Consider the following 26,874-nt stretch of genomic DNA (forward strand, 5'->3'; position numbering starts at 1 on the left):
AGGAAGCCTGTTCATGAAAATCGAATATCTGCACACGATGGTCCGCGTGCTCGACCTCGAGAAATCGAAAGCCTTCTACGAGCTTCTGGGGCTCAAGGAACGCAACCGCATCGAAAACGAGAAGGGCCGCTTCACGCTGGTCTTCATGTGCCCGCCCGATCAGGACGACGGCACGGCGGATGTCGAGCTGACCTGGAACTGGGACGGCGATAGCGGGCTGCCCTCGGACAGCCGCCATTTCGGCCACCTCGCCTACCGCGTCGAGAACATCTACGAGATGTGCCAGCACCTGATGGACAACGGCGTGACGATCAACCGTCCGCCGCGCGACGGTCACATGGCCTTCGTGCGCTCGCCCGACAATATCTCGGTCGAGCTGCTGCAGATGGGGGAGTCGCTGCCGATCCAGGAACCCTGGGCCAGCATGGAGAACACCGGAAGCTGGTGATTACTTGCGAAAGTGATCCTTGAGCTTGTCGAAGGGGCCGCGGGTTTCCGTGGCCTCTTTTTTTTGCGGGGCGTTTTGTGGGGCAGGGGTGTCGGCTTTCGTGGGTGCCTTGGTCCCGGTCGAAGAGCGCGGCGGCGCAACCCGCAGGCTCACCGCATTGAGGAATTTCGACCCGTCGCCCTCGGCCAATGCGGGCGCGCCGTCCGAGATCCCGCGCAGCAGATCGTCGAGCATCTCCTGCTCCGCCTTCGGAAAATCGTTGAGCACATAGCCCGCCACGCGGTCCTTGTGCCCCGGATGGCCGATGCCCAGCCGCACCCGCGCATAATCGGGGCTCATATGCTGATGGATCGAGCGCAGCCCGTTATGCCCGGCATGGCCGCCACCCTGCTTGAGGCGGCACTTGCCTGGGGCGAGGTCCAGCTCGTCATGAAAGACGGTGATGTCGGAGACATCGACCTTGTAGAAATCGGCGGCCGCGCGCACGGACTGGCCGGAAAGGTTCATGAAGGTCTCGGGCTTCAGCAGCACAACGCGGGTTGAGCCGAAACGGCCCTCACTCACCTGACCCTGAAACTTGCCGCGCCACGGGGCGAAGCCGTGATCCTCGGCGATCTGGTCGAGCGCCATGAAGCCGATATTGTGACGGTTGTTCGCGTATTTCGCGCCCGGATTTCCCAGGCCCACCCAGAGTTGCATGCGTCTCCCCTTTCGAACGACGGTGTCGAGGCTCTGCTCACTCCGGGATAAGTGAGCGCGCGCGAAGGGGAAAGGGGGTCGTCGCGTTCAGGCGGCGCGGTGTTCGACGTAGGCCGGGCGTCCCGATGAGCCGACGACGATCGGGCGCTCTTGAGTGTCGGGAAGGGCAAACTCATCGAAGAGGCGTTCGCTGGTCTCTTCGATATTGCACTTCGCGATTTCCTCATACCCGTTGCGCGGGAGTCGTCGGGCCGTAAAGATGCGGAACGGTCGCAGGACCGGACCCAGCACCGTATAGAGGGCGCGGCTAATTGCGTTGAGCATTCTAGGCGGTAGCACCACGAATGCTGCAAGAACGAGTGCGAATAGCTCCAGCATGTGACTAGCCTTTAGGTTGTATTAACTTTGAGGCTATAGCGTTTCGCGCAAAAGGCGAGGAAATTCGAGATCACATAGATGTGAACTTGAGTGGTTGGCGGTTTGCCGCGCATCCGGGGAATCAAGCGCCGCGCAAAGAAAAACGGGGCCCCGAAAGGCCCCGTCTCGAAAATCTCATCGGAAGAAGAATTACTCTTCGGTCGCTTCTTCGCTGGCTTCTTCGCCTTCGTCCTCGTCGGAGGAACCGCCACCGAAGCCTTTCGGCGGGGCGACGTTCGCGATCACGAAGTCACGCTCGATGGTGGGCTTGGCGCCTTTCGGCAGGTCCACGTCGGAGATGTGGATGGTGTCGCCGATCTGCTTGCCTTCGAGGTCGACCACGATCTGCTCGGGGATATCGCCGGCGAGAACGTTGAGTTCGACTTCCGGGCGCACCGCGACGAGGGTGCCGCCGCGCTTCAGGCCGGGCGCCTTCTCGTGGTTGATGAACTCGACATGCACGAAGAGCGAGATGCGCGAGTTGCGGTGGGTGCGCATGAAGTCGACATGGGTCGGCAGGTCCTTCACGACGTCTTTCTGAACGCCGCGGCAGATCACGCGGACGTCTTCCTGGCCTTCCATCTTCAGGTTGAAGAGGGTGGACATGAAGCGGCCTTTGCGCAGGCGGGTGATCAGGCGGTTGTAGTCGAGGTTGATTGCAACCGGGTCCTTGCCGTCGCCATAGACGATACCGGGCACGAGGCCCTCACGACGCGCTTGCCGAGCGGCCCCCTTGCCCGTCCCCGTACGCGCCACGGCTTCGATCGTTTCGATCTCTTTTGCCATAACTGGTCTCCAATTTGTCAAAGTGATGGGCCGCCTCCAAGGGTGTCGGGCCCATGAAGCCGCGCGAATACTCGGGATTGGCCGGGATGGCAAGTGGAAACCGACGACGTTACGGAAACCGGGCGGGGACGGAAACCGGGGTTGCCACAGCCTGGTACCTGACTAAAGTCAGAAAATATTCCGGACTTCAGTCAGGTATTTCCATGGATTCTATCGCACGTATACGCCGGTTCAACCGGGCCGTCACCCGACAGCTCGGGGCGCTCAACTCGTCTTTCCTGGGGCGTGGCCGCCCGCTTGGTTCTGCGCGGGTGCTCAACCTGATCGGGCGCGGGCAGGGGGATGTCGCGAAACTGCGCGAGGTATTGGCCCTCGATTCCGGGCAGATGAGCCGCCTGTTGCGCGGGCTGGAGGGCGAGGGATTGATCGTGATGGAGGACGATCCCGAGGACGGGCGGCGCCGCATCGCGCGGCTCACCGACGCGGGCCAGGCGGAATTCGCGGAATATGAACGGCTCTCCGATGCGCAGGCGGCGGATATCCTGTCCCGCCATCCCGATCACGCCGCGCTGCTGGGGGCGATGGACCTGATCGCGACGTCGTTGACGCGCAGCGAGATCGAGATTGTGCCCTGCGACCCACTCGATCCGCGCGCGCAGTCTTGTCTGGCCAAATATTATGCGGAACTCTCTGCCCGGTTCGACGGGGGCTTCGACGTGAGCCTGTCGAAAGACCCCGAGGCAGCCGAGATGCGTCCGCCCCATGGCACGTTCCTGATCGCCTTATCCGACGGATTGCCGCTGGGCTGCGCAGCCCTGAAGGGCGGGGCGGACTATGCCGAGGTGAAACGCGTCTGGATTGCCCCCGCCGCACGCGGCTTGGGGTTGGCGCGGCAGCTAATGACCGCGCTCGAAGTCTCGGCCCGCGAACTGGGCCACCTGCGCCTGCGGCTCGACACGAATTCAGCGCTGCCCGAAGCGATCGCAATGTACCAGCGCTTCGGCTGGCACGAGATCCCGCGTTACAACAGCGATCCCTACCCGGACCGGTTCTTCGAGAAACGCCTGCTCGCTCAGGAATAAGTGTCGAAGAACCCGTTCGGGATCAGCAGATCGTCCCGGCCCAGATCCGCGATCCGGCGCTTGCCACACAGAGCCATCGATGTGTCCAGCTCTTTTTGGATGACCTCGAGCGCCTTGGTTACGCCCGGCTCGCCCATCGCGCCCAGACCGTAGACATAGGCGCGCCCGATCATCACGCCCTTCGCGCCAAGCGCCAGCGCCTTGAGCACGTCCTGCCCCGAGCGGATACCGCTGTCGAGCCAGACTTCGGTCTTGTCGCCGACTGCGTTGACGATCTTCGGCAGCATCCGGATCGAGCTGAGCGCCCCGTCGAGCTGACGCCCGCCATGGTTCGAGACCACGATCGCATCGGCTCCTGTGGCGGCCGCCATCTCGGCATCTTCTTCGCTCAGGATTCCCTTCAGGATCACCTTGCCGCCCCACATGTCCATGAGCTGCTTGATCCGGTCCCAGTTGAGCGACTGATCGAATTTCTCCGCCGTCCAACTTGCCAGCGAGGCGGGATCGGCGGCGCTCTCCACATGGCCAACGATATTGCCGAAGAAGCGCCGCTTGGTCTGCAGCATCTCGATGCCCCAGCGCCATTTCGTGGCCAGATCGGCCAGCACGGCGGGGGTGAATTTCGGCGGCGCCGTCAGGCCGTTCTTGAGGTCCTTGTGCCGCTGCCCCAGCAGCTGCAGATCGACCGTGATGACCAGCGCGGAGCAGCCCGCGGCCCGTGCCCGATCCAGCACGCGCTTGTTATAGTCGTCGTCGGTCAGGGTATAAATCTGGAACCAGAAGGGCTGGCTGACATTCTCGGCCACGTCCTCGATCGAGCAGATCGACATCGTCGACAGCGTGTAGGGTACGCCGAACTTCTCCGCCGCGCGCGCCGCCTTGATCTCGCCATCCGCGCGCTGCATCCCCGTCATCCCGACCGGGGCCAGCGCCACCGGCATCGCGACGTCCTGACCCAGCATCGTCGAGTTCGTCGAGCGCCCCGTCATGTCCCGCGCGATCCGCTGGTTGAGCCGAATCTGCGCGAAATCCTCGGTATTCTCGCGGAAGGTCTGCTCGGTATACGAGCCGCTTTCCGCGTAATCGTAGAACATCTTCGGCGTGCGGCGCTTATGCAGACGTTTCAGATCGGCGATGGAGGTGATGACGGGCATGGGGGTTCCTCTCTCCGTGGTTAAGTTTCCTTACCAATCGCGCGAAATTTGCGCAATCACCCATCGCAAGGCTTGCAATCATGCCCGATCCGTTCCCATCTCGCCGGGAGAACACGAAAAGGAGAGCGCCGTGAACGAGGTATGGCTCGGCCTGATGGGCGGCATGGTGGCGGGCGTCGCGACAGCCGCCGGGGCGATCCCGGCGCTCCTGGGTCGCTCGATGAGCCAGCGCACCGCCGATACGATGCTGGGCTTTGCGGCGGGCGTGATGCTCTCGGCGTCGTATTTCTCGCTGATCCTGCCGGGGATCGACGTGGCAGAGACCATGTTCGGCTCTGTCTGGGTCGCCGCCGCCATCGCCGCGATCGGGATCGCCATCGGCGCGGGCTTCGTGGCCTGGCTGAACGCGACCCTGCCGCACGAGCATTTCACCTCCGGCCGTGAGGGTGCCGATGCGGCGCAACTGGCGCGGATCTGGCTCTTCGTGATCGCGATCACCATTCACAACTTTCCCGAAGGTCTGTCGATCGGCGTCGCTTTCGGCGCGGGCAACGAGAACGGCTTCTCGGTTATGACTGGCATCTCGCTGCAAGACATCCCGGAAGGCCTCGCCGTGGCCGTCGCGCTGATCGGGCAGGGCTATTCTCGGCGGAAGGCCTTCTTCGTCACCGCGATGACCGGGGCGGTCGAACCCGTGGGCGCGCTGGTCGGCGCAGCTGCCGTGTCGGTCTCCGGCGCACTGCTGCCATGGGGGCTGACCTTTGCAGCGGGTGCCATGCTATACATCATCAGCCACGAGATCCTGCCCGAAACCCACCGCAACGGGCACCAGAACCGCGCGACCGCCGGGCTACTCTTCGGCCTGATCCTGATGATGTTCCTCGACGTGACGCTTGGCTGATCCCTCTTTACTTCCGCGCTGCCCCAGCGTAAGCGCCATGCATGATCGCAAGGGCCGCATATATTTCCCGTCCCCGACGTCGCCGCTGAAGCGCCTGACGTCCGATCTGCCGTGGCCTGCCGCCACACCCAATCCGAAATCGCTGACCGAAGGCCCCCGAATGTTGACAGCCCCCCGGGACTGTTGCACGAATTTGCCTTCCCTTACTGGAGCTTGACCCCGATGATCCCCTCCGTCCTGCCGACCTATAATCGCGCACCGCTCGCCTTCGTTAAGGGCGAAGGTTCCTGGCTCGAGACGGCGGATGGGAACCGATATCTCGATATGGGCGCTGGGATCGCGGTGAATGCGCTGGGTCATGCCGCGCCGGAACTGGTCGAGGCGCTGACCGAGCAGGCCGCGAAGCTTTGGCACGTCTCGAATCTCTACCAGATCCCGCAACAGCAGGCGCTGGCCGATGCGCTGGTCGAGAAGACCTTCGCCGATACGGTCTTCTTCACCAATTCCGGCACCGAGGCTGCGGAACTCGCGATCAAGATGGCGCGGAAATACTGGTCCTCGAAAGGCGAGGATCGGGTGGAGATCATCACCTTCGAGGGCGCCTTCCACGGCCGCTCCACCGGTGCGATCTCGGCCACGCCGAAATCGGAAAAGATGGTGAAGGGCTTCGGCCCGCTGCTGCCCGGCTTCACCCAGCTTCCCTGGGGCGATCACGAGGCGCTCAAGGCTGCCGTCACCGACAAGACCGCCGCTATCCTGATCGAGCCGATTCAGGGCGAAGGCGGCATCCGCCCGGTGCCCGATCAATGCCTGAAAGGGCTGCGCGATCTCTGCGACGAGACCGGCGCGCTCCTGATCTTCGACGAGGTGCAATGCGGCGTGGGCCGCTCTGGCCGGCTTTTCGCGCATGAATGGGCAGGCGTCACGCCCGATATCATGATGGTCGCGAAGGGCATCGGCGGGGGCTTCCCGCTGGGTGCTGTTCTGGCCACCGAAGACGCCGCCTCCGGCATGGTCGCGGGCACGCATGGCTCGACCTATGGCGGTAACCCGCTGGGCTGCGCGGTCGGCGCCAGGGTGATGGAGATCGTCTCCGAGCCCGCTTTCCTCGACCAGGTGAACGCCAAGGCAGGTTTCCTGCGCCAGAAGCTCGAAGGGCTGATCGCGGCGCATCCCGACACGTTCGAAAGCGTGCGCGGCACCGGACTGATGCTGGGGCTCAAATGCAAGCGCGCGCCGGCCGATCTCGTGGCCGCCGCCTATGACCAGCACCTGCTGACCGTCCCGGCGGCGGATAACGTGCTGCGCCTGCTGCCCGCGCTGAACATTTCCGAGGCCGATCTGGCCGAGGCGGTGACCCGGCTCGATGCCGCCGCGTCGCAACTCGAAAAGGCCGCCTGACTTCCTCTTGGCGTAAATATCCTCGGGGGCTGCGCGGGAGCGCAGTGGGGCGGACAGCCCCTCAGGCCCCTCCACGAAAGACAAACCGATGAACCATTTCCTCGATATCCACAAAACCGACCCCGCCGCGCTGCGGTCCATGATCGACCAGGGCATCGCGATGAAGCAGGCCCGCAACGGTCGCCCGAAAGGCGCGCCCGATGACGAGCAGCCGCTCGCCGGTCACATGGTCGCTCTGATCTTCGAGAAGCCCTCGACCCGGACCCGCGTCAGCTTCGATGTCGGCGTGCGTCAGATGGGCGGGCAATCGATGGTGCTCTCGGGCGCGGATATGCAGCTGGGCCATGGCGAGACCATTGCCGATACCGCCCGGGTTTTGTCGCGCTACGTCGATCTGATCATGATCCGGACCTTCGAGGAGGAAACACTGCTCGAGATGGCCGAATATGCCTCGGTGCCGGTGATCAACGGCCTGACCGACCGCACTCACCCCTGCCAGATCATGGCCGATGTGATGACCTATGAAGAGAAGCGCGGGCCGATCGCGGGCAAGAAGGTGGTCTGGTCGGGCGACGGCAACAACGTCTTCGCCAGCTTCGCCCATGCCGCGGCGCAGTTCGGCTTCGATCTGACCTTCACCGGGCCGGAAACGCTCGACCCCGAGCGTGCGTGGCTCGACTTGGCCGAGAAGGCGGGGCACCCGATCACGATAGAGCGCGATCCGATCAAGGCGGTCGAAGGCGCCGATCTGGTTGTCACCGACACCTGGGTGTCGATGCATGATCCGGAATCCGCGAAGGAGCGTCGCCACAACCAGCTGCGGCCCTACCAGGTCAACGAGGAGCTGATGAGCCACGCCAAGCCCGACGCGCTTTTCATGCATTGCCTGCCCGCGCACCGCAATGACGAGGCGACGAGCGGCGTCATGGACGGCCCAGCCTCGGTGATCTTCGACGAGGCAGAGAACCGTCTGCACGCGCAAAAGGCGGTGATGCGCTACTGCCTCGGCAAGTGAGGACAGAAGCCGGGCAGGGGGTCACTCCAGCCCGGCGATGATCGCGCGCAGCGTCTCGATCCCTTCGCCCTTTTCGGACGAGGTCAGTACGATCTCGGGGAAGGCGGCAGGGTGTTTGGCCAGCGCCTTACGCACCTGATCCAGCACCTTTTCGCAATCTTTCGCGCTGACCTTGTCGGCCTTCGTCATCACGACCTGAAATGGGACGGCGGCGCGGTCAAGCAGCGTCAGGATCTCCTCATCCACCGCTTTGACGCCGTGGCGCGTGTCGATCAGCACGAAGGCGCGACGCAGCGTTGCGCGGCCCGACAGGTAATCCTTCAGCAACGCCTGCCATTTCGCGACCACCGCGACCGGGGCCTGCGCGAAGCCGTAGCCCGGAAGGTCGACCAGATAGGGTCCGTCCTGCGTGGTGAAATAGTTGATCTCCTGCGTGCGGCCCGGCGTGTTCGATGCGCGCGCGAGGTTGCGGCGGTTCGTGAGCGCGTTGATCAGGCTTGACTTGCCGACATTGGATCGTCCCGCGAAGCAAACCTCAATGCGGTCGGCGGGTGGTAGCCCCTTCATCGCGACGACGCCCTTGAGGAAATCGACGGGGGCGGCGAACAGCTTGCGCCCCCGCTCACGCGCGAAATCGTCGGGCTCTTCGGCCAGCGGGAAATTCAACTCCATCAGAGTACCTCGATCTTGTCGCCGCGCGCGACGCGGCCCTGTTTTGTGACGAGGCAGAATACGCCAAGGTCAGTATGCCCGTAATGGCGTTCCAGCTCTGCCAGCATGTCGATGTCGCGCTCGCCCGTCTCGATACTGGCGTCCGTCGCGCGACAACGCCCGATACAGGCGCGCAGTTGCAGCTCTGCCTCGCCCACGCGTACCGTTTTCCCGATCAGGTCCATCTCGGCGAAGGGCTCCCAGCCCTCGACCCAGAGATTGGCGCGGAAGCGGCGGCGGTCGATGGGCTTGCCCACGCGCGCCGAGAGATCGTCGAGCGAAGCCTGCCCGATCAGCGAGACATAGGGCAGGGGATCATCGGTGAAAGCCCGGTCGGGGCCGCGTACCAGCGCGGTCGGGCGCGGCGCGCTCTCGGGCCAGAACGGGCGCAGCCATTCGAACAGTTTGCGCTGGTCGAGCTCACGCTCGGGATCGATCTCGAGATGCCATTGCTCGGGGTGCTCCAGCAGAATGTGTCCGTTCTCGAGCATCCGCGACGTCACCCCCATCAGGCCCGGCGCGGAACGCCCGATCACGAAGTTGATCTTTTGGCCCCAGCTATCCGCGCGCCCCTCTGCATCGACACCGATCTTGGAGCGCTCATGCAGCACCGCCCACTCCCGGTCGCAAGGCAAGACGCGCCCCTCTTCAAGGGACGCGTCCTTCAGTTCCTCTACCCCGATCGACTTGATCGGATGTCGGTAGATGCGAGAGAGCGTTGCGCTCATTTCTTCTCTTCGGCGGGTTTCTTCCGCGAGAAGCTCTCTTTGATATTGCCGAACAGGTCCGGCCGCTTCCCGTGCATCGACATGATCGTGTACTGCTGGATGAACGTGATCGTGTTGTTCGTGATCCAGTAGAGCACGAGGCCCGAGGCGAAGCTGCCCAGCATGAACATGAAGACCCACGGCATCCACGCGAAGATCATCGCCTGAGTCTTGTCCGTCGGCGCCGGGTTCAGGCGCTGCTGGAACCACATCGAGACACCCAGCAGGATCGGCAGGATACCGAGCGACAGGATGAAGAGCGGCGAGCCCGGATCGGGCGCTGCGAAGGGCAGCAGGCCGAACAGGTTCAGGATCGAGGTCGGATCGGGGGCCGAAAGGTCGTGGATCCAGCCGATCCACGGCGCGTGATACAGTTCGATCGTGACGTAGATCACCTTATAGAGCGAGAAGAAGATCGGGATCTGGATCAGAAGCGGCAGACAGCCCGCGGCGGGGTTCACCTTGTGCTTCTTGTAGAGCTCCATCATGCCCTGCTGCATCTTCTGGCGGTCGTCGCCAGCGGCCTCTTTCATCTTCTCCATCTCGGGCTGCAGTTCTTTCATGCGCGCCATCGAGATGTAGGACTTCCGTGCCAGCGGGAAGACGATCAGCTTGATGATGAAGGTCAGCGCGATGATCGCCCAGCCCATGTTGCCGATCGCGCCATGCAGGAAGTGCAGGAGGCGGAACATCGGCTTGGTGAGGAAGTAGAACCAGCCCCAGTCGAGCGAGTCGACGAATTTCGGGATCGGGACATTGTCCTGATAGTCGCGCAGGGTTTCCCATTCCTTCGCACCGGCGAAGAGGTGGGTCTGCGCGTCACCCTTGGCGCCCGGCGCGACGTCGATCACCGGCAGGCGGGTCTCGGTCTGGTAGATGTCGGACTTCTCGCCCGAATATTTCACCACCGAGGTGAAGGGGCCCGAGATCGGCGCCAGAACGGTCTGCCAGTATTTGTCGGTAAAGCCCGTCCAGCCGGCGTCCTTCACCTGCTTGATCTCGGCCTGACCCTCGGCGCCCTTGTTATCGAGCTTGGTGATGTTCTTGTATTTGATCTCTTGGAGATTGCCGTCATCCATCGCCACGAGGCCTTCGTGGAGCACGTAGACGCGGCGCTCCTCGGGGATGCCGTGACGCGCGATGATACCGTATGGGGCAAGCTTCACGGCGGCGTCGGTGCCGTTCTGCACCGACTGCTTGATCGTGAAGAGATACTTGTCATCGACCGAGATCTCGCGCTGGAAGGTCAGGCCGTGGCCGTTGTCCCACTGAAGCGTCACAGGCGTGTCGGGCGTGAGTTTGCCGGTGCCGACCTGCGTCCAGACCGTATTCGGGCCGGGCACCTGATCGCCCGGCAGACCGCCCGCGGGCAGCCAGCCATATACGACGTAATAGGGCAGGGTCGAATTGTCCGTATTGCCGCTGATGGGCGAGAGGAGACGCACGTCGGGCGAATCTTTCGCCAGCGTTTCCTTGTATTTCTTGAGCGACAGGTCGTCGAAGCGCCCGCCGAGAGTCGAGATCGAACCCTCGACCGCCGGGGTGTCGATCGCGATGCGCGCGGCGCTTTGGGCTTGGGCGCTCGCGGTTTGCGACATGGTCGCCGTATCGACCGGCGCGCCGGTGGTGTCGGCCGCAGACTTCGGTGCGATATCAGTGCTTTCGGGCGTCGCGGCCTGTTGCGTGGTCACCTCGCTCGGCGGGGTCGTCGTGTCCTGCGTGGGCGGGAAGAAATAGGTCCAGACGCCCAGCACGACTGCGGAGAGTACCACCGCGAGAATGAGATTCTTGTTTTGGTTGTCCATGAAACCCTAAGTCCACAAGCCTGTCGAAAACTTGCATGGGTTCAACAGAAGGGGCAGCCAAAGGTCAAGCCATTTTCCCTTGAAACGATCGATCGGGCACGGTTTGCCTCTGCGTGCTTGGTCACGATGCCGGACGCGCGGCGGCGGAGCGCGGTCTGCGGGGCCGCTCAACGCCGGCCGATTTGCGGCGTCGCGGCGAGCTTGGTGCGGTGCCGTTCTGCCCAATAGAGAAATTCGCTAATCGGCATCGGGGCGGCGATCGCCGGGCCTTGCACCGCTGAGCAGCCCAGCTGGCACAGCATCGCGTGCTCGGCGATACCCGGCACCCCTTCGGCGAGCGTTTTCAGCCCCAGTCCTTCGGCCATCGATACGATCGCGGCGGTCAGGCGCTGGTGTTCGGTGTTGTGGTCGATCTGTGCGGTGAGCGAGCGATGGATGCGCAGCCGCTGCGGTCCGAGCCGGTGGATCGTTTCTGCCGAGACGGGGCCGGAGCCGAACCCCGCCAGTTCGATCAGGCAGCCGAGGCGTTTGATTTCGTGCAGGGTGCGACAGCAAACCGGATCGTCGAGCCGCGCCACCATCGCCTGCGGGACGATCAGCCGCAGCCGGTTCGGGGCGATCCCGAACCGGTCGAATTCCCAGGCCAGCCGCTCGGCCAGTCTCGGGTCGCCCATCTGGCCGTGCAGGAATGGCAGCGAGGCCGGGCCGAAGTCGCTGCCGTCGCGCGAGATGTCGCGCAGCGCACCGAAGGCCGCGTAGAGCATCACCTCGGAGAAGCGCGCGCCGAGCCCTGCAGCTTCGATCGCGGGAAGAATCTCGCTTTCGGTCAGGATCCCGCGCTGCGCGTGAAGCCAGCGCGGGATTGCCTGAAATCCCACGATGTCCCCGGTATCAGTGGATATCTGCGGCAGGAAGAACGCCTTTATATGCCCGGCCTCCAGTGCCTCCCTCACGCTGGCGGATAGCGGGTGCGGGCCCGGCTCTTTCATGACGATCTTGTTGGAGCGGGAGGAGCGGATCGCGCCGGGACCGCTGCGCATCGCGCGCTCGGCGGCGGTTTCGGCGCGCGACAGGGCCGCCTCCGCCTCCGCATGGGCGTGCGCTTCGGCCTTGGCCAGCGTGGCGGCGTCCTCGCGATGGGCAGGGGACGCATCACTCCGGCCCACGAGGTGAAAGCCGATATGCATGGTGATCTGTTCGGTCTGTGCCGCGATCGAGTAAGGCTCGCTTACCGCTTCCTGCAGGCGCCCGCAAAGCTGGATCATGCCCTCGAGCCCGAGGCGTGGCGTCGGGCGCAGCAGGACCGCGAAACGGGCGCCCTCCCATCGGGTGACTACGTCGCCGCTGCGCAGCTGACCCTGAAGCCGCTCGCCGATCCGGCGCAGCAGCAGGTCGAAGTCCCGGGCCGACAGGCGCCGGAGCGCCTGCTCCGGCGCGTCGAGACCGAGGATCAGGCAGCCGGTCGGGCGATTGCGCGCCCGCGCGTCCTGCAGGGATGCGGCCATTTCGGAGATCGCGGCATTTGGCGGCGGCAGGCCGGTAGCGGGGTCGCAGCCTTCCTCGTCAGTCTCAAGCGGGACGGGCAGGGGACGGGTCATCCAACCCACCAGAAGCGCGGTAAGGCCGATCAACACCATCGCCTCGGGCCCCACCCAAAGCAGGGCGAGCCCACAGGCCGGTACGAAGGCGATCATCTCGCGACGGAGCAGAACCGGCCCCGGCTTGCCGTGATATTTTGCGCGCAGCTCTGATTTGCGGGCGGCGCGCTTGCCCCCGTCCTTTCCCATGACACCTACCCCCGTGGCACATGCAGGCCCCTCAGGAGCCCCCTTCGCCGGCGAGGTTAGGCGCAATTGGTATTCAGCCGGTTAATCGCGCTCGCGCAAAACCGGGACGTTTTCGTTAAAATCCGCTTCACTCTCCGCGCGCCGCTCGAGCCCCGCGAAATCGAAGATCGCGGGGTCGCACAGGTGCGAGGGGCGCGCGTTGAGTAGCGCCTTGAACATCTTGTTGCGGCGGCCGGGGGCGTTCTTCTCCCAGCCGTCGAGCATCATCTTCACCTGCTGGCGCTGCAGCCCGTCCTGAGAGCCGCAGAGATCGCAAGGGATGATCGGATAGTCCATCGCGCGGGCGAATTTCTCGCAATCCTCCTCCGCGACGAAGGCGAGCGGTCGATAGACGAAGAGATCGCCTTCCTCATTCAGCAGTTTGGGCGGCATCGTCGCAAGGCGCGAGCCGTGGAACAGGTTCATGAAGAAAGTCTCGAGAATGTCGTCGCGGTGATGACCCAGCACGACGGCCGAGCAGCCTTCCTCGCGCGCGATGCGATAGAGGTTGCCGCGCCGCAGCCGCGAGCAAAGCGCGCAATAGGTGCGGCCCTGCGGGACCTTGTCCATCACGATCGAATAGGTGTCCTGATATTCGATCCGGTGCGGCACGCCCATCTTCTCGAGGAATTCCGGAAGCACGGTCGCGGGGAAGCCCGGCTGGCCCTGATCGAGATTGCAGGCCAGCAGCTCCACCGGCAGCAGCCCGCGCCATTGCAGCTCGTGCAGCACGGCCAGCAGCGTGTAGCTGTCCTTGCCGCCCGACAGGCAGACCAGCCAGCGTTGACCGCGTTCGATCATGCCGTATTTATCGATCGCCTCGCGGGTCTCGCGCACGATGCGCTTGCGCAGCTTCTTGAACTCGGTCGTCGAGGGCGCTCCTGCGAAAAGCGGATGGATCGGGCTGTCTTCATCATCAAGCATCTGGAGTGTCCTTCGCGTCATGCGCATGGGCGCAACGATGGGCGGCGTCATGTTCGGGATCGGCGCCAGGCACCGGGTCGTAGCCATGCCCGCCCCAGGGGTGGCAGCTCAGGAGCCGTTTCCCGGCAAGCCATCCCCCTTTCAGTGCGCCGTGCCTCTCGAGCGCTTCGAGCGCATAGACCGAGCAAGTCGGCTGGTAGCGGCAGCCGTGCCCCATCCAGGGGCTGAGCAGCAAGCGATAGGCATGAACCGGCAGGGCGAGGATTCGGGCGAGGGGGCTCATTTGCGTTTGCTCCCCTTGGGTTTGCGCGGCCGCGGCGGGGTGATCGGCAAATCGTGAATGATCGTGAGCACGGTCTCGAATTCGGCCAGCATGGCGGCGAAGTCGCGCGTTGCGGTCGCCTCGGGGCGCCCGACCAGAACATAGTCCCAGCCCGGCCGACCCGCCTTGGGCAGAACGGCGCGGGCGATTTCGCGCAGACGCCGTTTCGCGCGATTGCGCGCCACCGCATTGCCGAGCTTCTTCGAGCAGGTGAAACCCACGCGGATCAGATCGGGGGCGACGAGCTCGTCTTCGCGGCGTTTGCGCGCCTGCAGCAGAAAGCCGGGCATCCCCTTACGCTGCGCCGAGGCCGCTTTCAGGAAATCCGCCCGCTGCCGCAGAACCGCGGTCGGGCGAGTCGGATCATCTGAGCGTATGGCGGCCATCAGGGGACCTCCGGCGAATAAACGGCGCGCAAAATAGCGAAGCCGCCGGTCTTTTCACCGATCCGACCCGAGGGCCCGACCTGCGAAAAGCATCCGGCGGCGTCAAAAGCCAGTCGCGGCTGTAACGGCCTTATGCCGACAGACGCTTACGGCCCTTCGCGCGACGGGCGTTGAGAACCCGGCGTCCACCCTTCGTGGCCATGCGGCTGCGGAAGCCGTGGCGACGGGCGCGAACGAGGTTCGACGGCTGGAACGTGCGTTTCATCGTTTTCACTCCGGTTCGGGCCCAGAAACAGGATTCGAGGGCCAGATAGCATTTCGAAGCCGCTCTTTAGTGACCTCTCCCCGGCAAGTCAATTCGCGAAAGCGGGTTTTTCCGGCTTTTCCGGTCGCTTCGCATGGATCGTGACCGCTCACGGGGTTTTGCCTTTCGTGCGAGCCACCTATCTTGTGCACAAAGAGCGGCTGACGCGCAGGATGGCATCCTTGCATCCTGACGGGCGGTGCATCAAGAGTGACAGTGAAGGGGACAGGCCGACGCTGCGGGGCGGCTCTGCGTTTGATAGGCGATGAAAGTGAACACTCTTTCAGGACGGTTTCTGATCCTGACCACGGTTTTCGTGGTGCTCGCCGAGGCGTTGATCCTTTTGCCGGGGCTAGCGAATTTCCGTGAGGACTATCTTCTTACGCGACTCGAGCGGGCGCAAATCGCCTCGCTCGCGCTGCTGACCACAGACACCACCATCGCGCCCGATCTGGAAAAGGAACTGCTCTCCAACGCGGGCGTCTTCAACGTCGTGCTGCGCAGAGATGCGGCGCGGCAGCTGGTGTTGTCCTCTCCGATTCCCTCGCCCGTGACCGAAACCTACGATTTGCGCGATTCGACCGAATGGACGCGCATCCGTGACGCGGTGCATGCGCTCTTCGATTCCGAGGATCGCGTAATCCGGGTGCTGGGACAGCCGGTGCAGAAGGGCGGCATCGTGATCGAGGTGACGCTCGCGACCGAGCCGATGCGGATCGCAATGGTGGAATACGGGCTACGGCTCCTGTCGATCTCGGCGGTCTTCTCCGTGATCACCGCCGTTCTGCTGTTCCTGCTGGTGCGGCGCCTGATGGTCGTGCCGATCAAGCGGCTTGTAGCGCATATGTCATCCTACGCGGACGCGCCCGAAGACGCGCGGCGTATCATAACCCCGCAGGCAAGCGTCGAGGAACTGCGCGTGGCGGAAGAGGCCTTGGCCTCGATGCAGCAGCAGCTCACCGCGTCGCTGCGCCAGAAGGAGCGTCTCGCACAGCTGGGGCAAGCGGTCGCCAAGATCAGCCACGACCTGCGCAACATCCTGACCACGGCGCAGCTCTTCGCCGACCGTATGGAAAGCTCGGACGATCCCGGCGTGAAGCGCGCGGCGCCGAAGCTGACCGGCTCGATCGAGCGCGCGATCAACCTGTGTGAAACGACGCTCGCCTTCGGCAAGGCCAAGGAGCCGCCGCCGACGCTGTCGCGCTTCATGTTCGGCGAGCTGGCGCAGGAAGTTCTGGAAAACGAGGAACACCCGAGCGAAGGCCCGGTCGTCGATTTCGTCACCGACATGCCGCCGAACCTGGTAATCCGTGCCGACCGCGAGCAGCTCTACCGCGTGCTCAACAACCTCGTGCGCAATGCCCGTCAGGCGATCGAGGCCACCGGAAAGAACGGTACGGTAGAGATCGGCGCAGGCGAGAATTCCGAAGGTTGGTGGATCCGCGTGCAGGACAGCGGCCCCGGACTGCCCGAGACCGCCCGCGAACATCTCTTCAAGCCGTTCACCGGGGGCACCCGAGCGGGCGGTACGGGGCTCGGCCTCGCTATTGCCGCGGAGTTGATTCGTGGCCATGGCGGGCGGCTGGACCTCGTTCGGACCGATGGGAGCGGCACCGAGTTTCGCATCTTTCTGCCCTCCGATGTCGCGTTGGATTGTGTCTCCGAGAAGGGCGCCGGCGCAATCTCCTGAGCCCGTGCGGGGTTACGCGCCGGCAGCGATGCACCCATCCGCAGGGCTGCCGCGAGGGCATCCGGGAATTTTGACGGTTTTGCGAAATTGCCGCGAATTTGCTCTTGCATCGCTCCGACGTGGCCGTTACATCGCCCCACATAAGCGGACCCGTAGCTCAGCTGGATAGAGCACTTGACTACGAATCAAGGGGTCGGGCGTTCGAATCGTCCCGGGTCCGCCATTTCTCTCCCTTCCGAAATATAGATGATCAGCACGCCACTGATGCGGTTCATGCGATGCGGTTACGCGCGCGGTGATAGCTTTCAAGCGCTGGCGTGACTGCAGTCCCAGACGTTGCGCATGACGTATGGCAGAGGCTTAGGTGCGTGGTGTCCGGAGTATCACGCCGCCGGGACCCGGCCTCGCGCTCGACAGTGCGATTTGCGTGGCTTTGCGCGTCGCGACCGACTGCGGCATCTCGAACAACGCGCATATCATCACGATGGGCGCGCGGGTCTTGGGCGTGGAGCTCGCGAAAGACATCGCCGATGCCTTCCTGGCCTCGTCCTTCGATCCCGAGGGGGAATCGGCGGACAACGTTCAGGCCATTGACGCGGTCGATGCCAAGTATCACACGACGGCCTGAGCGAACTCCCGAGTGTCGGGCGGTTCGCCGCCCGGTCTCAACTCACTGACGGAATTCTTACATGCTGACCTTGCCGAACGACCGTCCCGCGCAGGCGGCGCACCTGCGTGACTGCCTGCCTGCTGGCGGGCTTGGAGAGATCATCGCCGCGCTGGCGAGTGCCTTGCCGCCGATCGAGCAGCGGCTCGCGGCGGGCAGGTTGCCCGGCGATCCGGCCGCGCCCTGTGGTCAGAATGAGAGCGGCGATGTGCAGAAGGCGCTCGATGTTGGCGCGCATGACCACATCATTGCGGCGCTTGCCGGGCTGGGTGTGCGGCACATGCTGTCGGAAGAGGCCGAAGAGGTCGAACTGCTCGACCCGGAAGGCCAATTCGATCTCGCGATCGATCCGATCGACGGGTCGGGCTCGATCGGTATCGGCGCGCCGCTCGGGATGCTGTTCGCGATCTACCCGACCGGTCCCGCCGATTTCCGGCGTCCGGGCTCGGAGGCGATTGCGGCGGGTTATGCCTCCTTCGGACATTCGCTGGATTTCGGGTTCACGGCCGGGCAGGGGGTGCAGATAGCCACCTATGACGGCGAGGACTTCCGCATGACGGCGCAGGATGTCCGGCTGTCGCCCAAAGCGTCGACCATTGCCTACAACGCCTCTAACGAGCGCCATTGGAGCCCGGGGCTGCAACGCTGGGCCGCCGAGTTGCGCGCCGGGGCAGAGGGGCCGCGCGGGCGCGATTTCAACATGCGCTGGCTGGCGGCGGCGGTCGGTGAATTGCACCGTATCCTGCTCAAGGGCGGCGCGTTCCTCTATCCAGCCGACCGACGCGAGGGGTATCGAGGGGGGCGGCTGCGGCTGGCCTACGAGGCGGTGCCGATCGCCTGTCTGATCGAAGCGGCAGGCGGCCGCGCCACCGATGGCACCAAGCGCATCCTCGATCTCGTACCGGAGGCGCCGCACCAGAACGTGCCGCTCGTGTTCGGCGCGGCGGAAGAGGTCGAGATCATCAAGACATATCTTTCGGAGGAGACCTGACCTATGGACCGCATCACGCTACGCCAATTGTTGGCGGCGCGCTGAGCACGTCGCCTGTCGAGGCCAGCCACAAGTGCGGCACATGGTGAGCGATTTTCTCCGTGGCCCCGGAATGTCGCAGAAACCACGCTTTCCGTCCGAAGACGCGCAACGGGCTACGAGCCCCAGCGCGAAGAAGCTATCGTCGCGATCGCGGGCGGCCGTTCTCCGACGATCAGACCGCGCGCACGAGTGAGTTGGCGGCGCGCAAAGGGCGACCTCGGTGGACGCTACTCGACGAAGTACAACGCCTGTGTCGGTCGCGTCACGAAGCGCGCGCTGGCACCGATTGAGGTCGACAAGGCTGCGTTGGCGCGCACTCCACGTCCTCACGGTGTCGTTCGCTGGCGGAAGAAAGCCCTATGCGGGGGAGCCTAAGCGCAAGGCAACCGGACCGCGCCGGCGCGCGGCGAACTTCTCACGACAAGCGCGATGTGATCGGATGCGTTTTCGGAAGTTTGTTTGGTGGAGCCAAGGGGAGTCGAACCCCTGACCTCTTGAATGCCATTCAAGCGCTCTCCCAACTGAGCTATGGCCCCACCGGAGGTCCAGCGGGTCAGACCCGCTGTGTGGGGAGGCGTATAGGCAAAGCGTCGGGGCGGCGCAAGAGGAATTTGTTGTGAAGGCGGGGGAAATTTTCGTCCGCTGCGTATTCCCGTGCGTCACCTGAGCGGCGCTGGCGTAGAGCGCGCGTCGGGGCAGGGGAGAAGCGGGAAAGGCACGGCCTCATGTCCGGAAAAAGAAAAAGGCGCGACGGTTTCCCGTTGCGCCTTGATCTCTCGTCCGAGCGGCCCAGCCGATCAGTTGTCTTCCTTGTCCTCGGTGCTGACATCCGCGATGTCATCGAGCGAGACATTGTCGTCATCGTCGTCATCGTCGAGCAGATCGTCGTCGAGATCCACGTCGCCATTATCGTCGTCGAGATCGTCATCGTCGAGATTGACGTCGTCATCTTTCTGCGACGACGTCTTGTCGGTCACGAGCGTGCGACCGCTGCCCGAGGTCAGAGCCTCGAGGGTGAAGGTGTTGTTGCAGACCGGGCAGGTCATCGGGTCGTTATTCAGGTCGTAAAAGCGGCTCGCGCAATGCGGGCACAGACGCTTGACGCCCCATTCCTCTTTCGGCATGGAATTCTCCTGCGCACTTATATCCAGCAGAGTCGCAGCCAACTGCCACATGCCGCGCAGGGTGTCAAAGCCTTTTCGCGCCTTTCTTGTGGGGCTGCGACCCGATGGCCGCGCCTCGTGACCGAACCTGCCGGAGAATGCCCCTGTCCCGCCCACCTCACATTCCCGAACTGCCCGAGGTGGAGTTGGTGATGCGCCGTTCCGGTCGCGCGCGCAGGTTCTCATTGCGGGTGTCGCGGGTCGACGGGCGGGTGGCCCTCACGATCCCGCGGGGCGCGTCCGAGCGAGAGGCGCTGGCCTTCGCGCGCTCGCAAACCGAATGGCTGCGCAAGACGCTCGGGGCGATCCCGCCCGCGCAGGCCGTGCGATTCGGACAAGCTGTCCCCTTCCAGGGGCAGATGCTGATGCTCGAACCCGCGTCGCTGCGCAGCCCGAAGATCGACGGCGCGCGCCTCCTCGTGCCCGAAGACCCGGCACGGCTGGGCGTGCGGGTCGAGACTTTCTTCAAACACGCAGCTCGTCAGAGACTGCATGCGGCGACCGCGCGCTACGCCTCCGAGATCGGGCGTGACTTCGCGAAGATCACGATTCGCGACACCCGCTCGCGCTGGGGGTCCTGCAGCTCGACCGGAGCGCTCTCCTATAGCTGGCGGTTGATCATGGCGCCGCCGGACGTGCTGGATTATGTCGCGGCCCATGAGGTCGCGCATCTGGAGGAGATGAATCACTCGCCCGCCTTCTGGCGCGTCGTCGAATCCCTGCGGCCGAGCTTCAAGGCAGAGCGCGCATGGCTCAAGCGCGAAGGCTCCGCGCTCCATGCGATCCGGTTTCGCGATTGACCCGCGGCGGCAACGTGATCACAAAAAGCGAATGACAACGATTTCCACACGCCCCATCGAGACCGCCGCCCATGATCGGCTGTACCGCACTTTGCGCCAGCAGATCATGGTGGGGGAGTTGCTGCCGGGCACTGCGCTGACGTTGCGGGGGTTGGGCAAGCAATACGGTGTCTCCATGACCCCCGCGCGCGAGGCGCTGCGGCGGCTGGTTGCGGAAGGCGCGCTGACGCTGTCGAGTTCGGGGCGGGTAACCACGCCGGAGCTGTCCAACGAACGGATCGAGGAACTGGCCGCGCTGCGGGCGCTGATCGAGCCGGAACTGTCGGCCCGTGCCCTGCCGCGCGCCCACCTCGCGCTGATCGACCGTCTCGGTGCGATCAACGTCGCCAATGCCGAGGCCGTCGCGAAACAGGATGCGGTCGGCTACATCCGCACCAACCTCGAATTCCACCGCACGCTCTATCTGCGCGCGCAGGCGCCCGCGATGCTCGCGGTGATCGAGACCGTCTGGCTGCAGCTGGGGCCGACGATGCGCGCGGTCTATACCAAGCTGCAGCGCAACGAGCCGCCGCGCCATCACCGGATGATTCTCTCCGCTCTGCGGGCGGGCGACGAACCGGCGCTGAGATTGGCCGTGCGCACCGATGTGACCCAGGGTTTGCGCCATCTGGCTCAGCGCGGGTGGTGAAACCGCCCCTGAAGCGGTGGGGAAGGTGTATAAAATCGGCCTGGGCGACTTGACGCGAGGCGCCATTGGCCGTATTCCGCGCCAACAGATTTTCGGGCGCTGCCAAGCGGCGCCTTTTCATGTTGGGGCCGGGCGCGCGATTCGCGTAACTTCGGCCAGGTAAGAAACGAAGGAAGAATGCCATGTCGCGCGTTTGCGAACTGACCGGCAAGGGCCCCACGACGGGCAACAAAGTGAGCCACGCGAACAACAAGTCGCGTCGTCGCTTCCTGCCGAACCTGAACGATGTTTCCCTGATCTCGGATACTCTGGGCCAGAGCTTCAAGCTGCGCGTTTCCGCAGCCGGCATGCGCTCGGTGGACCATCGCGGCGGTCTCGACGCGTTCCTCGCCAAGGCGAAGGATGCGGACCTCTCGGTGAACGCTCTGAAGATCAAGAAAGCGATCGCGAAAGCTCAGGCTGCCGCCTGATCCCTTTCCGGATCGGAATTTTCGAAAACCCCGCGCCGAGGCGCGGGGTTTTTGCTTTGTTCGGCTGAACTGTCGCATTCCCATCGTCACATCCTCACGCTAGTGTGAGCGCCATGTGGAGGACGCGCTTCAAGCTACTGATCGGGATCGTCGCGGCGCTCGTGCTGGCCATGACCAGCATGACGATGGCGGTTGCGCGCGGGCAGGCGCGTGTCGCGGGCGAGGTGGTGATCTGCACCGGCTATGGCGTGACCACGATCAGCGTCGATGCCGAGGGCAACCCGACTGGCCCCGTGCATCTCTGTCCCGACATGGTGCTGGCGATGATGGCCGCCGTCGCGGTCGCGCCGGCCCTGCCGACTCCGCCGCAGGGCGAGGGGCGCAGGCTGCAGACGGTCGAGCTCGAGAGCGCGCAGGCGCAGGCCTTCGTGGTGCCGCGCGCCCGTGGTCCGCCTGCAGCCGTCTGATCCCCAGCCTTCAGACGAATACACCCTCAGGAGACATGAATGATCCGCAAATACCTGATGAGCGCGGCGCTGATCGCCGTCGCTCTCCCCGCCTTCGCCGCTGACCAGATCCAGATCATCGACCCTTATGTCCGGGTCTCGACCCCGATGTCGAAATCGGCGGCGGCCTTCATGGAGATCAAGAACATCTCCGATCTCGACGACCGGCTCGTCTCGGTCAGCTCGAACGTTGCCGCGCGTGTCGAACTGCATACGCACAAGCAGGGGCCGAACGGCGCGATGCAGATGCTCGAAGTCAAGGAAGGCTTCGAGGTTCCCGCCAAGGGCGAGCATGTCCTGCAGCGCGGCGGCGATCACGTCATGTTCATGGGGCTGAAGCAGTCGCTCCATCAGGGTGACATGGTCACGCTCAATCTGCGTTTCGAGAAAACCGGACTGATGGTCGTCGACGTCCCGGTCGATCTCAGCCGCGATCAGCCGACCGAGACTGCGCAGGATCCCGCGCCTGTCTCCACACCGGAGATTTCACATGAAGTCGTGACCCACGGCGAGCCGGAACATACCGAGCCCACCATGGATAAGAAAGAAGGCGATATGTAAGCCGGGCAGGGCGGCGCTCAGCTGCCCAACTGCTCCAGCATCACGGCCGCAGCTGCAGAGGCCGCGCTTTCACCGCTGGCCACTGCGTCGCCCAATTCGCGCATTTTCGCCCGGATCTCCGGATCCTGGCGCAACCGCGCGAGGAGCCCCTCGCGGACCTCAGCCTCGAACCAGTGCCGCGCCTGCTCGGCGCGGCGCTGATCGAAATGCCCGTTCGCGCGGCGCCATTCGGCTAGCGCGGTCATTTCTTCCCATGCTTTCTCCAGCCCGTTCTCCTCCATGGCCGAGACCGGCAGCGCCTTCGGGAAACCCTCGGGGTCCTGCGGGCGCTTGCGCAGCAGCCGCAGCGCGCCCGCGTAATCCGAGACCGTCCGCATGGCGGCCGGTTTCAGATCGCCATCCGCCTTGTTCACCAAGATCAGGTCGGCCATCTCCATGATGCCGCGCTTGACGCCCTGCAGCTCGTCGCCGCCAGCCGGGGCCATCAGCAGAACGAACAGGTCGACCATCTCGGCTACCAGCGTCTCGGACTGGCCGACGCCCACGGTCTCTATCAGGACGACGTCGAAGCCCGCCGCCTCGCAGAGGCTCACCGCTTCGCGGGTGCGTCGCGCGACGCCGCCGAGATGCGCTTGTGAGGGCGAGGGGCGGATGAAGGCGTTGGGATCGCGCGACAGACGTTCCATACGGGTCTTGTCACCGAGGATCGAGCCGCCGGAGCGGGCCGAGGACGGATCGACCGCCAGCACGGCGACCTTCAACCCCTTGCCGGTCAGCATCATCCCGAAGGCTTCGATGAAAGTCGATTTGCCCACTCCCGGCGTGCCCGAAAGCCCGATCCGCAGCGCCTGACGCCCTTCACCTGCGAGCGTATCGAGCAGTTCGACCGCTTGCGCGCGATGCTCCGCCCGTCCGGATTCCACCAGCGTGATCGCACGCGCCAGGGCGCGACGATCGGAGGCGAGAATGCGCGGAGCGAGGTCGGCGGGGCTTTGATCGGTCATCGGCAGGCTTTCGCTGATTTTGGGTATTCGTGTCAAAAATGACATCAGACGTGAAGACTTATCGGTTACTTGCCTGCACCCTGCGACCTATGTCCAGAGCGAATGGGAAATTCCTGACAAGAGGATGCCAATGAGATTTCTATCGAGCCTTGCGTCGCGCCCGGTGGCTGCGATCCTGAGCGCCGCGTTGCTAGTCGCGCCCTTGGGCGCGGCGCCGGCGCGCGCCGATCAGAGCGACAAGATCGTCTTCGACGTGGTGCTCAAGGGCATCCGCGCGGGTGAGCTGGCGATCAACGGCAAGATCACCGACGGTGCCTATGGCGCGAACGGCGTGTTGCAGACGGCGGGCCTCGTGGGGCTGCTGCGGAAAATCAAGTTTTCGGCCAGTGTCTCCGGCCTCTATGACGGTCAGAAGTTCACCCCGATGAAATATTCAGAGGTCGACGACGCACCGGGACGAAAGTCCAAGCACCAGATCATCTACAATAACGGCACGCCGGTTTCCGTCAGTCAGCAGCCACCGCGCAAGCCCTCGCCCCGGGATGTCGATCCCGCGAAACAGGGCGGCACGGTCGACCCGCTGACGGCGCTCTACGCGGTGCTGCGCGACGTGCCGCGCGACGAGGCCTGCAAGCTCGACGTGAAGATGTATGACGGCGCGCGGCGCTCGCAGGTGCGGCTCTTCGAGCCCAAGCCCGATGGCAAGAACATCGTCTGTTCGGGTGAATATCGCCGCCTCGCGGGCTTCTCCGAGAAGGACATGAAGGAAAAGTCCCGCTTCGCCTTCACCCTCTATTACGAGCCGAGCCCGAATGGCGGTTTGCAGGTCGACAAGATCGAGACCGACACGCTCTATGGAAAAGGCCGCCTCACTCGGCAATAAGGGTCGGGTGAACACAGACCGCTTTTCTCTTCCGATCGACGTGGTGCTGCCCGATCTGCGGGCGGCGCTGTCATCGCATGGCCGCGCGGTGCTGATGGCGCCGCCGGGCGCGGGCAAGACGACCCGCGTGCCCCTCGCGCTGCTCGACCAGATCGAGGGCCGGATCGTCATGCTGGAGCCGCGCCGTCTGGCCGCGCGCGCCGCCGCCGAGCGTATGGCGGACACTTTGGGCGAAAAGGTCGGCGAGACGGTCGGCTACCGCATCCGGGGCGAGGCGAAGGTCTCGAAATCCACGCGGATAGAGGTCGTTACTGAAGGCATCCTGACGCGCGTGCTGCAATCTGACCCGGAATTGACCGGCATCGGTTGCGTGATCTTCGACGAATTCCATGAACGCTCGCTGAACGCAGACTTGGGGCTGGCGCTGACATGGGAGGTGCGCGGCGCGCTCAGGCCCGATCTGGCGCTGGTGGTGATGTCGGCCACGCTCGATGCCGGGCCGGTGGCAGCATTGCTCGACGACGCGCCGATCGTGGTGTCGGAGGGGCGGGCCTATCCGGTGCAGACGCGCTGGCTCGACCGTCCGGTGGACAGTTCGATGCGGTTTGAGGCCGCGATGGCCGGGCTGATCACCGAGGCCGCGGAGGCCACCGACGGGAGCCTTCTGGCCTTCCTGCCGGGCGAGGGTGAAATACGCCGCGTCGAAGCTCAGCTGAAGGGCCGTCTTTCCCCTGATATCGCGATCCGTCCGCTGTTCGGCGCGATGGAATTCGCCGTCCAACGCGCCGCCATCGCGCCCGCGCCTTCGGGCCGCAAACTGGTGCTCGCCACAGCCATAGCGGAAACCTCTCTGACGATCGAAGACATCCGCGTCGTGATCGACGGCGGCCGCGCACGCCGGGCGCGCTTCGATCCAAGCTCCGGCATGGCGCGATTGGTGACCGAGCCCGTCTCCCGCGCCGAGGCCGAGCAGCGCCGGGGCCGCGCGGGCCGCGTGGCCGAGGGCATCTGCTACCGGCTCTGGACCAAGGGTGCGGAGGGCGCGCTGCCCGCCTTCGCCCCGCCCGAGATCGAGGTCGCCGACCTGACCGGACTCGCGCTGGAACTCGCGGTCTGGGGTACAGATGGTGGCGATCTGGCTTTCCTGACGCCGCCGCCTGCACCTGCGATGACCGAGGCGCGCGCTTTGCTGGAAGAACTCGGCGCGCTGAAATCGGGGCTGATCACGGAACACGGGCGCAAGCTCGCCAAACTGCCGCTGCACCCGCGCCTCGGGCACATGCTGCTGACCGCGGGCCCCGAGGCGGCACCGCTTGCTGCTCTTCTGGCCGAACGCGATCCGCTGCGTGGCGCGCCCGCTGACCTGACGCTGCGCCTCAGCGCGATTCGCGACCCGAAGCGCTTCGAGGCGCACCACCCCTATACGCCCCATCGCGGCACAATCGAGCGTATCCGATCCGAGGCGAAGCGGCTGGCCCGCCTCTCCACTGCAGCGCCCGAGACCTATTCCTCCGCCGAGCAACTCGCGCTCGCTTACCCTGACCGTGTGGGGCTTCGCCGCAAGGGGGATGCGCCGCGCTACGTGCTCTCGGGCGGCAAAGGGGCGGTGGTGGCCGAAGGCGATCCGCTGGGCGCGCAACGCCTTATCGTGGTGAGCGATCTCGACGGCGATCCGCGCGAGGCGAAAGTGCGCCAAGGCATCGCGATCTCCGAGGCCGAGCTTCGTCGCCTCTACGCGGATCAGATCGCATGGCAGGATGTCTGCGACTGGTCCAAGCGAGAGGGCCGCGTGATCGCGCGCAAGCAGGAGCGGTTCGGCGCGCTGGTCCTCGACGATCGCGTGTGGAAAGACGCCCCGCGCGAGGCGGTAGCGCAAGGCGCGCTGGCAGGATTGCGCCAGATCGGCCTGCCGATGAGCGCGGCGGCGCGCCGGCTGCAGGCGCGGGTGGAGCTGCTGCGCGGGCAGGGGGCCGATCTGCCCGATTTCTCCGATGAGGGGCTTTTGGCCTCCGCCGAGAACTGGCTTCTGCCCTATCTCGGCAAGGCGAGGACCGAGGCCGACCTGCGCAAGCTCGACCTCACCGATCCGCTGCGCGCAGCGCTCGACTGGGAGCAGATGCAGCTGGTGGACCGTCTTGCCCCTGCGCATTTCGAAACTCCGCTCGGCCGTCGTGTGCCCATTGACTACGCTGGCGAGGCGCCGGGCATCGAGATCCGTCTGCAGGAGATGTTCGGCGTCACCACCCATCCGACGGTCGGCCCGAAACGCCTGCCGCTCAGGATCACGCTGCTGTCACCCGGCCACAAACCCATTCAGGTCACGATGGACCTGCCCGGGTTCTGGGAGGGCTCTTACGCCGATGTGCGCAAGGATATGCGCGGGCGCTACCCCAAACACCCGTGGCCCGAGGACCCGCGCGAGGCCGATCCGACGCTGCGGGCGAAGCCGCGCAAGTGAGCC

Annotated in this window: 29 protein-coding genes and 2 tRNA genes; 16 read left to right on the forward strand and 15 right to left on the reverse strand. The window is 64.7% G+C overall.

The window, feature by feature from the left end; translation table 11 throughout:
- The first annotated feature begins 13 nt into the window (after positions 1-13).
- Positions 14-448, forward strand: a complete 435-nt coding sequence (locus tag DEM26_RS04280; RefSeq protein WP_075776245.1) for a VOC family protein — start codon at positions 14-16, stop codon at positions 446-448.
- Here DEM26_RS04280 and pth read toward each other — a convergent pair whose 3' ends face one another.
- The 3 genes from pth to DEM26_RS04295 form a co-directional block, all read right to left on the reverse strand.
- Positions 449-1,147: an aminoacyl-tRNA hydrolase gene (gene pth, locus DEM26_RS04285; protein ID WP_109171786.1), complete on the reverse strand. Its 699-nt coding sequence runs from the start codon at positions 1,145-1,147 to the stop codon at positions 449-451.
- Positions 1,148-1,234: 87 nt separating this feature from the next.
- Entirely contained in the window at positions 1,235-1,525 is a 291-nt protein-coding gene (locus DEM26_RS04290; protein ID WP_088719106.1) for a hypothetical protein, read from the reverse strand.
- A gap of 189 nt (positions 1,526-1,714) precedes the next feature.
- Positions 1,715-2,350 carry a 50S ribosomal protein L25/general stress protein Ctc gene (locus DEM26_RS04295; protein ID WP_078539807.1) on the reverse strand — a complete coding sequence of 212 codons (636 nt, stop codon included), beginning with the start codon at positions 2,348-2,350 and terminating at the stop codon, positions 1,715-1,717.
- Positions 2,351-2,553: 203 nt separating this feature from the next.
- Between DEM26_RS04295 and DEM26_RS04300 the strand changes: the two genes are divergently transcribed.
- Positions 2,554-3,432: a bifunctional helix-turn-helix transcriptional regulator/GNAT family N-acetyltransferase gene (locus DEM26_RS04300; protein ID WP_109171787.1), complete on the forward strand. Its 879-nt coding sequence runs from the start codon at positions 2,554-2,556 to the stop codon at positions 3,430-3,432.
- Here the strand turns inward: DEM26_RS04300 and DEM26_RS04305 are convergent.
- Positions 3,423-4,586: an alpha-hydroxy acid oxidase gene (locus DEM26_RS04305; protein ID WP_109171788.1), complete on the reverse strand. Its 1,164-nt coding sequence runs from the start codon at positions 4,584-4,586 to the stop codon at positions 3,423-3,425. The genes DEM26_RS04300 and DEM26_RS04305 overlap by 10 nt on opposite strands.
- A gap of 154 nt (positions 4,587-4,740) precedes the next feature.
- Here DEM26_RS04305 and DEM26_RS04310 point away from each other — a divergent pair, with 154 nt between their 5' ends.
- The 3 genes from DEM26_RS04310 (at position 4,741) to argF (ending at position 7,903) form a co-directional block, all read left to right on the forward strand.
- Positions 4,741-5,487, forward strand: coding sequence for a ZIP family metal transporter (locus DEM26_RS04310; RefSeq protein ID WP_088719409.1), 747 nt, complete (start codon positions 4,741-4,743; stop codon positions 5,485-5,487).
- 222 nt (positions 5,488-5,709) lie between these two features.
- On the forward strand, positions 5,710-6,888 hold the full coding sequence (locus DEM26_RS04315; protein ID WP_109171789.1) for an aspartate aminotransferase family protein: 1,179 nt from the start codon (positions 5,710-5,712) through the stop codon (positions 6,886-6,888).
- An 88-nt stretch (positions 6,889-6,976) separates the two neighbouring features.
- Entirely contained in the window at positions 6,977-7,903 is a 927-nt protein-coding gene (gene argF, locus DEM26_RS04320) for an ornithine carbamoyltransferase (RefSeq protein WP_075776238.1), read from the forward strand.
- A gap of 21 nt (positions 7,904-7,924) precedes the next feature.
- Here argF and yihA read toward each other — a convergent pair whose 3' ends face one another.
- The 8 genes from yihA to rpmH all read right to left on the reverse strand — a co-directional run bounded on the left by yihA (position 7,925) and on the right by rpmH (position 14,909).
- Complete coding sequence (yihA, locus tag DEM26_RS04325; RefSeq protein ID WP_075776237.1) at positions 7,925-8,575, reverse strand: ribosome biogenesis GTP-binding protein YihA/YsxC; 651 nt, start codon at positions 8,573-8,575, stop codon at positions 7,925-7,927.
- Entirely contained in the window at positions 8,575-9,342 is a 768-nt protein-coding gene (locus DEM26_RS04330; protein WP_109171790.1) for an MOSC domain-containing protein, read from the reverse strand. The genes yihA and DEM26_RS04330 overlap by 1 nt, the downstream gene beginning before the upstream one ends.
- The gene (yidC, locus tag DEM26_RS04335) at positions 9,339-11,186 is read right to left on the reverse strand and encodes a membrane protein insertase YidC (protein WP_109171791.1); all 1,848 of its coding nucleotides are present in this window, start codon (positions 11,184-11,186) and stop codon (positions 9,339-9,341) included. Before yidC ends, DEM26_RS04330 begins: the two co-directional genes overlap by 4 nt.
- Positions 11,187-11,353: 167 nt before the next feature.
- On the reverse strand, positions 11,354-12,973 hold the full coding sequence (locus DEM26_RS04340; RefSeq protein ID WP_109171792.1) for a GGDEF domain-containing protein: 1,620 nt from the start codon (positions 12,971-12,973) through the stop codon (positions 11,354-11,356).
- An 81-nt stretch (positions 12,974-13,054) separates the two neighbouring features.
- Positions 13,055-13,936, reverse strand: a complete 882-nt coding sequence (ttcA, locus tag DEM26_RS04345; protein ID WP_109171793.1) for a tRNA 2-thiocytidine(32) synthetase TtcA — start codon at positions 13,934-13,936, stop codon at positions 13,055-13,057.
- Positions 13,929-14,219 carry a membrane protein insertion efficiency factor YidD gene (gene yidD / locus DEM26_RS04350; RefSeq protein ID WP_075776232.1) on the reverse strand — a complete coding sequence of 97 codons (291 nt, stop codon included), beginning with the start codon at positions 14,217-14,219 and terminating at the stop codon, positions 13,929-13,931. Before yidD ends, ttcA begins: the two co-directional genes overlap by 8 nt.
- The gene (rnpA, locus tag DEM26_RS04355) at positions 14,216-14,644 is read right to left on the reverse strand and encodes a ribonuclease P protein component (RefSeq protein WP_109171794.1); all 429 of its coding nucleotides are present in this window, start codon (positions 14,642-14,644) and stop codon (positions 14,216-14,218) included. The genes yidD and rnpA overlap by 4 nt, the downstream gene beginning before the upstream one ends.
- A 130-nt stretch (positions 14,645-14,774) precedes the next feature.
- On the reverse strand, positions 14,775-14,909 hold the full coding sequence (rpmH, locus tag DEM26_RS04360) for a 50S ribosomal protein L34 (protein ID WP_075776231.1): 135 nt from the start codon (positions 14,907-14,909) through the stop codon (positions 14,775-14,777).
- Positions 14,910-15,213: 304 nt separating this feature from the next.
- Here rpmH and DEM26_RS04365 point away from each other — a divergent pair, with 304 nt between their 5' ends.
- The 4 genes from DEM26_RS04365 to DEM26_RS04380 all read left to right on the forward strand — a co-directional run bounded on the left by DEM26_RS04365 (position 15,214) and on the right by DEM26_RS04380 (position 18,296).
- Complete coding sequence (locus tag DEM26_RS04365) at positions 15,214-16,638, forward strand: sensor histidine kinase (RefSeq protein WP_075776230.1); 1,425 nt, start codon at positions 15,214-15,216, stop codon at positions 16,636-16,638.
- Positions 16,639-16,784: 146 nt separating this feature from the next.
- A tRNA-Arg gene (locus DEM26_RS04370) sits at positions 16,785-16,861 on the forward strand.
- A gap of 141 nt (positions 16,862-17,002) precedes the next feature.
- Entirely contained in the window at positions 17,003-17,266 is a 264-nt protein-coding gene (locus tag DEM26_RS20635; RefSeq protein ID WP_233243019.1) for an RpiB/LacA/LacB family sugar-phosphate isomerase, read from the forward strand.
- A gap of 61 nt (positions 17,267-17,327) precedes the next feature.
- Positions 17,328-18,296, forward strand: a complete 969-nt coding sequence (locus DEM26_RS04380) for a class 1 fructose-bisphosphatase (RefSeq protein ID WP_109171795.1) — start codon at positions 17,328-17,330, stop codon at positions 18,294-18,296.
- 502 nt (positions 18,297-18,798) lie between these two features.
- Here DEM26_RS04380 and DEM26_RS04385 read toward each other — a convergent pair.
- Positions 18,799-18,874, reverse strand: a tRNA-Ala gene (locus tag DEM26_RS04385).
- Positions 18,875-19,135: 261 nt separating this feature from the next.
- Positions 19,136-19,462: an FYDLN acid domain-containing protein gene (locus tag DEM26_RS04390; RefSeq protein ID WP_075776207.1), complete on the reverse strand. Its 327-nt coding sequence runs from the start codon at positions 19,460-19,462 to the stop codon at positions 19,136-19,138.
- Positions 19,463-19,599: 137 nt separating this feature from the next.
- On the opposite strand from DEM26_RS04390, the gene DEM26_RS04395 reads away from it, so the two are divergent.
- From DEM26_RS04395 to DEM26_RS04415, 5 genes are all read left to right on the forward strand, one after another.
- Entirely contained in the window at positions 19,600-20,301 is a 702-nt protein-coding gene (locus tag DEM26_RS04395; RefSeq protein ID WP_088719095.1) for a M48 family metallopeptidase, read from the forward strand.
- Between the two features lie 31 nt (positions 20,302-20,332).
- A complete protein-coding gene (locus tag DEM26_RS04400) occupies positions 20,333-20,989 on the forward strand; it encodes a GntR family transcriptional regulator (RefSeq protein ID WP_075776205.1) in 657 nt (218 codons plus the stop codon).
- 182 nt (positions 20,990-21,171) lie between these two features.
- Positions 21,172-21,459, forward strand: a complete 288-nt coding sequence (gene rpmB, locus DEM26_RS04405; RefSeq protein WP_075776204.1) for a 50S ribosomal protein L28 — start codon at positions 21,172-21,174, stop codon at positions 21,457-21,459.
- 113 nt (positions 21,460-21,572) lie between these two features.
- Positions 21,573-21,926: a hypothetical protein gene (locus DEM26_RS04410; RefSeq protein WP_109171796.1), complete on the forward strand. Its 354-nt coding sequence runs from the start codon at positions 21,573-21,575 to the stop codon at positions 21,924-21,926.
- Between the two features lie 39 nt (positions 21,927-21,965).
- Positions 21,966-22,526 carry a copper chaperone PCu(A)C gene (locus DEM26_RS04415; protein ID WP_109171797.1) on the forward strand — a complete coding sequence of 187 codons (561 nt, stop codon included), beginning with the start codon at positions 21,966-21,968 and terminating at the stop codon, positions 22,524-22,526.
- 17 nt (positions 22,527-22,543) lie between these two features.
- Here DEM26_RS04415 and meaB read toward each other — a convergent pair whose 3' ends face one another.
- On the reverse strand, positions 22,544-23,530 hold the full coding sequence (gene meaB, locus DEM26_RS04420; protein ID WP_109171798.1) for a methylmalonyl Co-A mutase-associated GTPase MeaB: 987 nt from the start codon (positions 23,528-23,530) through the stop codon (positions 22,544-22,546).
- Between the two features lie 130 nt (positions 23,531-23,660).
- On the opposite strand from meaB, the gene DEM26_RS04425 reads away from it, so the two are divergent.
- Both DEM26_RS04425 and hrpB read left to right on the forward strand, forming a co-directional pair.
- Positions 23,661-24,413, forward strand: coding sequence for a DUF3108 domain-containing protein (locus DEM26_RS04425; protein WP_109171799.1), 753 nt, complete (start codon positions 23,661-23,663; stop codon positions 24,411-24,413).
- Positions 24,385-26,871 (forward strand): ATP-dependent helicase HrpB, encoded by a 2,487-nt coding sequence (gene hrpB, locus DEM26_RS04430; RefSeq protein ID WP_109171800.1) that lies wholly within the window; start codon positions 24,385-24,387, stop codon positions 26,869-26,871. Before DEM26_RS04425 ends, hrpB begins: the two co-directional genes overlap by 29 nt.
- The last annotated feature ends 3 nt before the right edge of the window (positions 26,872-26,874 follow it).

It is taken from the genome of Thioclava sp. NG1, from assembly GCF_003122275.1.
Lineage (GTDB): Bacteria > Pseudomonadota > Alphaproteobacteria > Rhodobacterales > Rhodobacteraceae > Thioclava > Thioclava nitratireducens.

Excerpts from the sequence above, each read along its gene's own strand:
- DEM26_RS04365 (WP_075776230.1), top strand. The coding sequence starts at position 15,214 with ATGAAAGTGAACACTCTTTCAGGACGGTTTCTGATCCTGACCACGGTT.
- ttcA (WP_109171793.1), bottom strand. The coding sequence starts at position 13,936 with ATGCTTGATGATGAAGACAGCCCGATCCATCCGCTTTTCGCAGGAGCG.
- DEM26_RS04295 (WP_078539807.1), bottom strand. The coding sequence starts at position 2,350 with ATGGCAAAAGAGATCGAAACGATCGAAGCCGTGGCGCGTACGGGGACG.
- DEM26_RS04290 (WP_088719106.1), bottom strand. The coding sequence starts at position 1,525 with ATGCTGGAGCTATTCGCACTCGTTCTTGCAGCATTCGTGGTGCTACCG.
- DEM26_RS04415 (WP_109171797.1), top strand. The coding sequence starts at position 21,966 with ATGATCCGCAAATACCTGATGAGCGCGGCGCTGATCGCCGTCGCTCTC.
- meaB (WP_109171798.1), bottom strand. The coding sequence starts at position 23,530 with ATGACCGATCAAAGCCCCGCCGACCTCGCTCCGCGCATTCTCGCCTCC.
- rpmH (WP_075776231.1), bottom strand. The coding sequence starts at position 14,909 with ATGAAACGCACGTTCCAGCCGTCGAACCTCGTTCGCGCCCGTCGCCAC.
- yihA (WP_075776237.1), bottom strand. The coding sequence starts at position 8,575 with ATGGAGTTGAATTTCCCGCTGGCCGAAGAGCCCGACGATTTCGCGCGT.
- hrpB (WP_109171800.1), top strand. The coding sequence starts at position 24,385 with ATGGAAAAGGCCGCCTCACTCGGCAATAAGGGTCGGGTGAACACAGAC.
- yidD (WP_075776232.1), bottom strand. The coding sequence starts at position 14,219 with ATGAGCCCCCTCGCCCGAATCCTCGCCCTGCCGGTTCATGCCTATCGC.
- DEM26_RS04390 (WP_075776207.1), bottom strand. The coding sequence starts at position 19,462 with ATGCCGAAAGAGGAATGGGGCGTCAAGCGTCTGTGCCCGCATTGCGCG.
- rpmB (WP_075776204.1), top strand. The coding sequence starts at position 21,172 with ATGTCGCGCGTTTGCGAACTGACCGGCAAGGGCCCCACGACGGGCAAC.
- DEM26_RS04330 (WP_109171790.1), bottom strand. The coding sequence starts at position 9,342 with ATGAGCGCAACGCTCTCTCGCATCTACCGACATCCGATCAAGTCGATC.
- DEM26_RS04400 (WP_075776205.1), top strand. The coding sequence starts at position 20,333 with ATGACAACGATTTCCACACGCCCCATCGAGACCGCCGCCCATGATCGG.
- DEM26_RS04425 (WP_109171799.1), top strand. The coding sequence starts at position 23,661 with ATGAGATTTCTATCGAGCCTTGCGTCGCGCCCGGTGGCTGCGATCCTG.
- rnpA (WP_109171794.1), bottom strand. The coding sequence starts at position 14,644 with ATGGCCGCCATACGCTCAGATGATCCGACTCGCCCGACCGCGGTTCTG.
- DEM26_RS04340 (WP_109171792.1), bottom strand. The coding sequence starts at position 12,973 with ATGGGAAAGGACGGGGGCAAGCGCGCCGCCCGCAAATCAGAGCTGCGC.
- DEM26_RS04395 (WP_088719095.1), top strand. The coding sequence starts at position 19,600 with ATGCCCCTGTCCCGCCCACCTCACATTCCCGAACTGCCCGAGGTGGAG.
- argF (WP_075776238.1), top strand. The coding sequence starts at position 6,977 with ATGAACCATTTCCTCGATATCCACAAAACCGACCCCGCCGCGCTGCGG.
- pth (WP_109171786.1), bottom strand. The coding sequence starts at position 1,147 with ATGCAACTCTGGGTGGGCCTGGGAAATCCGGGCGCGAAATACGCGAAC.
- DEM26_RS04380 (WP_109171795.1), top strand. The coding sequence starts at position 17,328 with ATGCTGACCTTGCCGAACGACCGTCCCGCGCAGGCGGCGCACCTGCGT.
- DEM26_RS04280 (WP_075776245.1), top strand. The coding sequence starts at position 14 with ATGAAAATCGAATATCTGCACACGATGGTCCGCGTGCTCGACCTCGAG.
- DEM26_RS04310 (WP_088719409.1), top strand. The coding sequence starts at position 4,741 with ATGGGCGGCATGGTGGCGGGCGTCGCGACAGCCGCCGGGGCGATCCCG.
- DEM26_RS04410 (WP_109171796.1), top strand. The coding sequence starts at position 21,573 with ATGTGGAGGACGCGCTTCAAGCTACTGATCGGGATCGTCGCGGCGCTC.
- DEM26_RS04305 (WP_109171788.1), bottom strand. The coding sequence starts at position 4,586 with ATGCCCGTCATCACCTCCATCGCCGATCTGAAACGTCTGCATAAGCGC.
- DEM26_RS04315 (WP_109171789.1), top strand. The coding sequence starts at position 5,710 with ATGATCCCCTCCGTCCTGCCGACCTATAATCGCGCACCGCTCGCCTTC.
- DEM26_RS04300 (WP_109171787.1), top strand. The coding sequence starts at position 2,554 with ATGGATTCTATCGCACGTATACGCCGGTTCAACCGGGCCGTCACCCGA.
- yidC (WP_109171791.1), bottom strand. The coding sequence starts at position 11,186 with ATGGACAACCAAAACAAGAATCTCATTCTCGCGGTGGTACTCTCCGCA.